This is a genomic window from Arthrobacter sp. B055-34 (assembly GCF_059090425.1).
On sequence record NZ_JBNHFQ010000019.1, the window covers coordinates 1 to 5,695 of the forward strand.

Here is a 5,695-nt window from a genome sequence, read left to right on the forward strand (position 1 = left end):
CTTAAATGGGTGAAGGGCTCCACCGTCATGGTGGAGCCCTTCACGCTCAAAAGATGTCCGGCGGTGACCTACTCTCCCACACCCTCCCGGGTGCAGTACCATCGGCGCTGTGGGTCTTAGCTTCCGGGTTCGGAATGGGACCGGGCGTTTCCCCCACGCTATGACCGCCGTAACCCTTGCCACCCCGTGCCGCCCGCGTTCGCGGGCAGGGGGTGAAACTTTCGGTTACATCAGTTCAATGTTGGACTGTATGTAATTGTGGTGTTCCCCTGGACGGTTGTTGTCCGGGAACCACATAGTGGACGCGATGCAAGTATCTTTTCCTTCCCCTTCGTGTTGCCGGGAACCGTTTGAAGTCGGTTCCGCGGCCAGGGAAGTGTGTGGTGTAAGTTATCGGCCTATTAGTACCGGTCAGCTTCACAGGTCTTTAGTCCCTGCTTCCACATCCGGCCTATCAACCCAGTGGTCTGGCTGGGGGCCTCCCACACCTCGAGGGTGTATGGAAATCTCATCTTGAAGCCGGCTTCCCGCTTAGATGCTTTCAGCGGTTATCCAATCCGAACGTAGCTAATCAGCGATGCACTTGGCAGTACAACTGACACACCAGAGGTTCGTCCGTCCCGGTCCTCTCGTACTAAGGACAGACCTTCTCAAATTTCCTGCGCGCGCAGCGGATAGGGACCGAACTGTCTCACGACGTTCTAAACCCAGCTCGCGTACCGCTTTAATGGGCGAACAGCCCAACCCTTGGGACCTACTCCAGCCCCAGGATGCGACGAGCCGACATCGAGGTGCCAAACCATGCCGTCGATATGGACTCTTGGGCAAGATCAGCCTGTTATCCCCGAGGTACCTTTTATCCGTTGAGCGACGGCCATTCCACAATGTGCCGCCGGATCACTAGTCCCGACTTTCGTCCCTGCTTGAGATGTCTCTCTCACAGTCAAGCTCCCTTGTGCACTTACACTCGCCACCTGATTGCCAACCAGGCTGAGGGAACCTTTGGGCGCCTCCGTTACTCTTTAGGAGGCAACCGCCCCAGTTAAACTACCCATCAGGCACTGTCCCTGACCCGGATTACGGGCCGAAGTTAGATGTCCAGAGTGACCAGAGTGGTATTTCAACGATGACTCCACCCGAACTGGCGTCCGGGCTTCACAGTCTCCCACCTATCCTACACAAGCCACACCGAACACCAATACCAAACTATAGTAAAGGTCTCGGGGTCTTTCCGTCCTGCTGCGCGTAACGAGCATCTTTACTCGTAGTGCAATTTCGCCGAGTTTATGGTTGAGACAGCGGGGAAGTCGTTACTCCATTCGTGCAGGTCGGAACTTACCCGACAAGGAATTTCGCTACCTTAGGATGGTTATAGTTACCACCGCCGTTTACTGGGGCTTAAATTCTCAGCTTCGCCCCCCGAAAGGGGCTAACCGGTCCTCTTAACCTTCCAGCACCGGGCAGGAGTCAGTCCGTATACATCGTCTTGCGACTTCGCACGGACCTGTGTTTTTAGTAAACAGTCGCTTCCCCCTGGTCTCTGCGGCCCACACCCGCTCCACAGAGCAAGTCTGTATCACGGGGCAGGCCCCCCTTCTCCCGAAGTTACGGGGGCATTTTGCCGAGTTCCTTAACCATAATTCTCTCGATCGCCTTGGTATTCTCTACCTGATCACCTGTGTCGGTTTGGGGTACGGGCGGCTAAAACCTCGCGTCGATGCTTTTCTCGGCAGCATAGGATCACCAGATCCCCCCATACGGGGGTCCCGTCAGGTCTCAGGCTTAGTGAACGGCGGATTTGCCTACCGTTCGCCCTACATCCTTGGACCGGGACTACCATCGCCCGGCCTGGCTACCTTCCTGCGTCACACCTGTTAATACGCTTACCTCCCCGGTTCAGGTCCCGCGCGCCCCGCACATACTGGCCCCGAAGGGCACGGATGCACGGTTTGGACGGTTAGTATCACCGGCTCGGTATGGGCGGTTTTTCGCCGGTACGGGAATATCAACCCGTTGTCCATCGACTACGCCTGTCGGCCTCGCCTTAGGTCCCGACTTACCCAGGGCAGATTAGCTTGACCCTGGAACCCTTGATCATTCGGCGGACGGGTTTCCCACCCGTCTTTCGCTACTCATGCCTGCATTCTCACTCGTGTAGGCTCCACCGCTGGTTTCCACCGCGGCTTCACTGCCCACACGACGCTCCCCTACCCATCCACGCCCCTGAACCAAGGGAACAAGTCCCCGGCTTGGGTAATACGTGAATGCCACAACTTCGGCGGTGTACTTGAGCCCCGCTACATTGTCGGCGCGGAATCACTTGACCAGTGAGCTATTACGCACTCTTTCAAGGATGGCTGCTTCTAAGCCAACCTCCTGGTTGTCTTCGCAACTCCACATCCTTTCCCACTTAGCACACGCTTAGGGGCCTTAGTTGGTGGTCTGGGCTGTTTCCCTCTCGACTATGAAGCTTATCCCCCACAGTCTCACTGCTGCGCTCTCACTTGCCGGCATTCGGAGTTTGGCTGACGTCAGTAACCTTGTAGGGCCCATCGGCCATCCAGTAGCTCTACCTCCGGCAAGAAACACGCAACGCTGCACCTAAATGCATTTCGGGGAGAACCAGCTATCACGGAGTTTGATTGGCCTTTCACCCCTACCCACAGCTCATCCCCTCCATTTTCAACTGAAGTGGGTTCGGTCCTCCACGCGCTCTTACACGCGCTTCAACCTGGCCATGGGTAGATCACTCCGCTTCGGGTCTAGATCACGCCACTGCAACGCCCTGTTCAGACTCGCTTTCGCTACGGCTTCCCCACACGGGTTAACCTCGCGACGTAACACTAACTCGCAGGCTCATTCTTCAAAAGGCACGCCGTCACAGCTGCTAGGGCTGCTCCGACGGATTGTAAGCACACGGTTTCAGGTACTGTTTCACTCCCCTCCCGGGGTACTTTTCACCTTTCCCTCACGGTACTTGTCCGCTATCGGTCATCAGGTAGTATTTAGGCTTACCAGGTGGTCCTGGCAGATTCGCACGGGATTTCTCGGGCCCCGTGCTACTTGGGATACTCTCCAAGCGGCAGCACACATTACGGTTACAGGGCTAACACCTTCTCCGGCCGGCCTTTCAAGACCGTTCACCTATGCATCTGCACTCACTTCAGCTGTCCGGCAGAACAGCAACGGAAAGTCCCGCAACCCCGGCCATGCAACGCCCGCCGGCTATCACACATGACTCGGTTTAGCCTCATCCGCGTTCGCTCGCCACTACTAACGGAATCACTGTTGTTTTCTCTTCCTGCGGGTACTGAGATGTTTCACTTCCCCGCGTTCCCTCCACGTACCCTATGTGTTCAGATACGGGTCACCAGGTAACACAAGTGCCCCTGGCGGGGTTTCCCCATTCGGACATCCTGGGATCAAAGTTCGGTTATCAACTCCCCCAGGCTTTTCGCAGATTCCCACGTCCTTCTTCGGCTCCTGATGCCAAGGCATCCACCGTGTGCTCTTAAAAACTTGACCACAAAAGATCAAAATCAGCATTTAATATCGAGAGAACCACAGATCCAAAACAGATCCAGGTTCATCAAAATTGCTTCTTTATAAGATGCTCGCGTCCACTATGTAGTTCTCAAACAACAACCCCGTCGCACCCATCCCCGCACCACGTATTCACCGTGGCCCGGACCCGGACTGCGCAGGAAACCAGAAACAAACAAACACCGGCCCGAAACGAACCGGTCCCTGTTGCCTCAGGACCCAACAGTGTGCCAAACAATAACCCCCCGGACAACCCCCACACGTTCCAGGCACCCCCGCAAAAGGGGACACCGTACTGGCATGGAAACCGCCAAGAGAAAATCTATCCGTTGATATTCCACCCTCGAGCACCCACCGCAGAACAAACGCCTGCGCAATGGGCTCTCCTGCAAACCGCACAACCAACACTTGGGAAGGTTCCGCGAGTCCGAGGCGCTCCTTAGAAAGGAGGTGATCCAGCCGCACCTTCCGGTACGGCTACCTTGTTACGACTTAGTCCCAATCGCCGGTCCCACCTTCGACGGCTCCCTCCCACAAGGGGTTAGGCCACCGGCTTCGGGTGTTACCAACTTTCGTGACTTGACGGGCGGTGTGTACAAGGCCCGGGAACGTATTCACCGCAGCGTTGCTGATCTGCGATTACTAGCGACTCCGACTTCATGAGGTCGAGTTGCAGACCTCAATCCGAACTGAGACCGGCTTTTTGGGATTAGCTCCACCTCACAGTATCGCAACCCTTTGTACCGGCCATTGTAGCATGCGTGAAGCCCAAGACATAAGGGGCATGATGATTTGACGTCGTCCCCACCTTCCTCCGAGTTGACCCCGGCAGTCTCCTATGAGTCCCCGCCATAACGCGCTGGCAACATAGAACGAGGGTTGCGCTCGTTGCGGGACTTAACCCAACATCTCACGACACGAGCTGACGACAACCATGCACCACCTGTAAACCAGCCCCGAAGGGAAACCGCATTTCTGCGGCGGTCCGGTCCATGTCAAGCCTTGGTAAGGTTCTTCGCGTTGCATCGAATTAATCCGCATGCTCCGCCGCTTGTGCGGGCCCCCGTCAATTCCTTTGAGTTTTAGCCTTGCGGCCGTACTCCCCAGGCGGGGCACTTAATGCGTTAGCTACGGCGCGGAAAACGTGGAATGTCCCCCACACCTAGTGCCCAACGTTTACGGCATGGACTACCAGGGTATCTAATCCTGTTCGCTCCCCATGCTTTCGCTCCTCAGCGTCAGTTACAGCCCAGAGACCTGCCTTCGCCATCGGTGTTCCTCCTGATATCTGCGCATTTCACCGCTACACCAGGAATTCCAGTCTCCCCTACTGCACTCTAGTCTGCCCGTACCCACTGCAGACCCGGGGTTGAGCCCCGGGCTTTCACAGCAGACGCGACAAACCGCCTACGAGCTCTTTACGCCCAATAATTCCGGACAACGCTTGCGCCCTACGTATTACCGCGGCTGCTGGCACGTAGTTAGCCGGCGCTTCTTCTGCAGGTACCGTCACTTTCGCTTCTTCCCTGCTGAAAGAGGTTTACAACCCGAAGGCCGTCATCCCTCACGCGGCGTCGCTGCATCAGGCTTTCGCCCATTGTGCAATATTCCCCACTGCTGCCTCCCGTAGGAGTCTGGGCCGTGTCTCAGTCCCAGTGTGGCCGGTCACCCTCTCAGGCCGGCTACCCGTCGTCGCCTTGGTGAGCCATTACCTCACCAACAAGCTGATAGGCCGCGAGTCCATCCAAAACCAAAAAATCTTTCCACCAACCACCATGCGGTGAAAGGTCGTATCCGGTATTAGACCCGGTTTCCCAGGCTTATCCCAGAGTCAAGGGCAGGTTACTCACGTGTTACTCACCCGTTCGCCACTAATCCCCGGTGCAAGCACCGGATCATCGTTCGACTTGCATGTGTTAAGCACGCCGCCAGCGTTCGTCCTGAGCCAGGATCAAACTCTCCGTTAATGTTTACTAACAGACACAACACCGGCCCCCGGGAAAACGGGAACCAGCACTGCACTAAATTCAAACCAGGCTAAAAAACATCGCGGCACACCACGGAGGCGGTGCCCCACGACAATAATTCAACCAATAAAATAATTGGTATCAACAAACTTGGCACACTATTGAGTTCTCAAACAACAGGAGCA

The 5,695-nt window shown here is 56.1% G+C and carries 3 rRNA genes; all 3 read right to left on the minus strand.

Going from position 1 to position 5,695, the window contains the following annotated elements:
- Positions 1-55: 55 nt before the first annotated feature.
- The 3 genes from rrf to AC5RWO_RS21400 all read right to left on the minus strand — a co-directional run bounded on the left by rrf (position 56) and on the right by AC5RWO_RS21400 (position 5,510).
- Positions 56-172: ribosomal RNA gene (gene rrf, locus AC5RWO_RS21390) — 5S ribosomal RNA — on the minus strand.
- Between the two features lie 208 nt (positions 173-380).
- Positions 381-3,525: ribosomal RNA gene (locus tag AC5RWO_RS21395) — 23S ribosomal RNA — on the minus strand.
- A gap of 461 nt (positions 3,526-3,986) precedes the next feature.
- Positions 3,987-5,510, minus strand: a 16S ribosomal RNA gene (locus AC5RWO_RS21400).
- Together the 16S, 23S and 5S rRNA genes form the textbook arrangement of a ribosomal RNA operon.
- Positions 5,511-5,695: the final 185 nt, after the last annotated feature.